Here is a 1,760-nt window from a genome sequence, read left to right on the forward strand (position 1 = left end):
AAAAAGTCGTGAAGTAAAGGGACGTATTTTAAATGCTACAGTTAGACGGAACCCTTCTGGCAGATACTTTGTGTCATTGTCAGTTGAAACAGAAGTGCAAGAACTTCCGAAAACACAATCTCACATTGGAATAGATGTAGGGCTAAAAGATTTCGCCATTTTGTCAGATGGAACAACCTATAAAAATTCGAAGTTTTTTCGATCGTTAGAAGAGAAGTTGGCAAAAGCACAGCGTGTTCTTTCTAGAAGAACGAAAGGATCTACTCGCTGGAATAAACAGCGAGTAAAGGTAGCTAGAATTCATGAATACATAACAAATGCTAGAAAAGATTACTTGGACAAAATCTCAACTGAAATCGTCAAAAACCACGATGTTATCGGTATAGAGGATTTGCAAGTATCGAATATGTTAAAGAATCATAAGTTAGCAAAAGCAATTAGTGAGGTATCATGGTCACAGTTTCGAACCATGTTGGAATATAAAGCAAAATGGTACGGCAAACAAGTCATTGTCGTATCGAAAACATTTGCTTCAAGTCAATTATGTTCTTATTGTGGATATCAAAATAAAGACGTTAAAAATCTCAACCTCCGTAAATGGGACTGCCCTTCTTGTCTTACACACCATGATAGGGATATTAACGCAAGTATCAATCTAAAGAATGAAGCGATAAGACTTCTAACCGCAAGGACTGTGGAGATAGCCTAATAAATTAGAGTTCGATAGAACTCTTTACTTAGGAATCCCCCTCTTCTAAACGAAGTGAAAGTGGGGGTAGTTCAAGAAAAGTAGAAGTTAAGTTAATTTAATCATCTTTTCTTTCTTTGTTTTTCCTCCTCACTAGATATAAAGTCCTTATCTCGTAATGCCCGATCAGATTGTTCGGTTTGAATTACAGTTTCTATAGGGCTTGGTAAATCAAATGATTTATAAATTCGATTAGGAGTAGTATAAATACCATGTATAGTTTTGTCTAAATAATGACGTTCTTCCTTTTTATAATAAGTAATTAGTAAAGTGTTGAGTTGTTTTTTCTACAATTATAAAAAGATATGGATGAGAAAAAAAAGCGAAAAAAGGACATAAAAAAGTATTATGTAGCGAAGATTCTTTCGTTTTGTCAATGTACGGCGTAACAGGCGGAAGAATTTGGATTGAACGTGGAAGACGTATAGCGCTATGCTTCTTTATTGAAAATATTATGGCCTTGGCATATATGTAGATATAGTAACTGGTTAAAAAGCGTGAAGAATGGAAAGCGAAATTCCAGTTCTATCGTCAACGCTCGCGAAGAAAACAGTACTGATACGTTCTTTTTTAGCATCTACATGTATTTGGGTATATAGAAAAACCTTTTCACGAAGAACTGCAGCGTGCAAATGTAAACGAACAAGATCGCCCTACTCTATGAGGAGGTCATGAAAATATCCAAATAATGAAGCTTTACTTGGAGAAACAAAGGAAACGAAAAAATAATGTAGGAATGATTTTTGCAGATATGTTCAATTGAATTTCTTGTGAATCTCAAATGTAGTAAGGGGAATGTATATAAAGAGATCACTTGTCTTGGAAACAAGTGATCTCTTCATTAGATAAATTGCTACTTACCAACAGCAAGTAGTCGTTATCCCATACATATGTTCAGGAGATATTATAACACAATTTTTTTGGTTATATAGAGGGGAGCATCAGGATTTTTCTTTATAAAAGAATAAGCCTCTAATCTTAATTTTAAATATAAAGAAAAGACACTCATATA

The 1,760-nt window shown here is 34.1% G+C and carries 1 protein-coding gene and 1 pseudogene; both read left to right on the forward strand.

Annotated elements, in window-relative coordinates:
- Positions 1-709 (forward strand): RNA-guided endonuclease TnpB family protein (locus FT637_RS29455; RefSeq protein ID WP_193649244.1); only part of this gene is annotated, 709 nt, incomplete at its 5' end.
- Positions 710-1,155: 446 nt separating this feature from the next.
- Positions 1,156-1,403 (forward strand): annotated as a pseudogene (locus tag FT637_RS30265) (site-specific integrase); the annotation flags it as partial.
- Between the last annotated feature and the right edge of the window lie 357 nt (positions 1,404-1,760).

It is taken from the genome of Bacillus cereus, from assembly GCF_015071065.1.
Classification (GTDB): Bacteria; Bacillota; Bacilli; order Bacillales; family Bacillaceae_G; genus Bacillus_A; species Bacillus_A cereus_BA.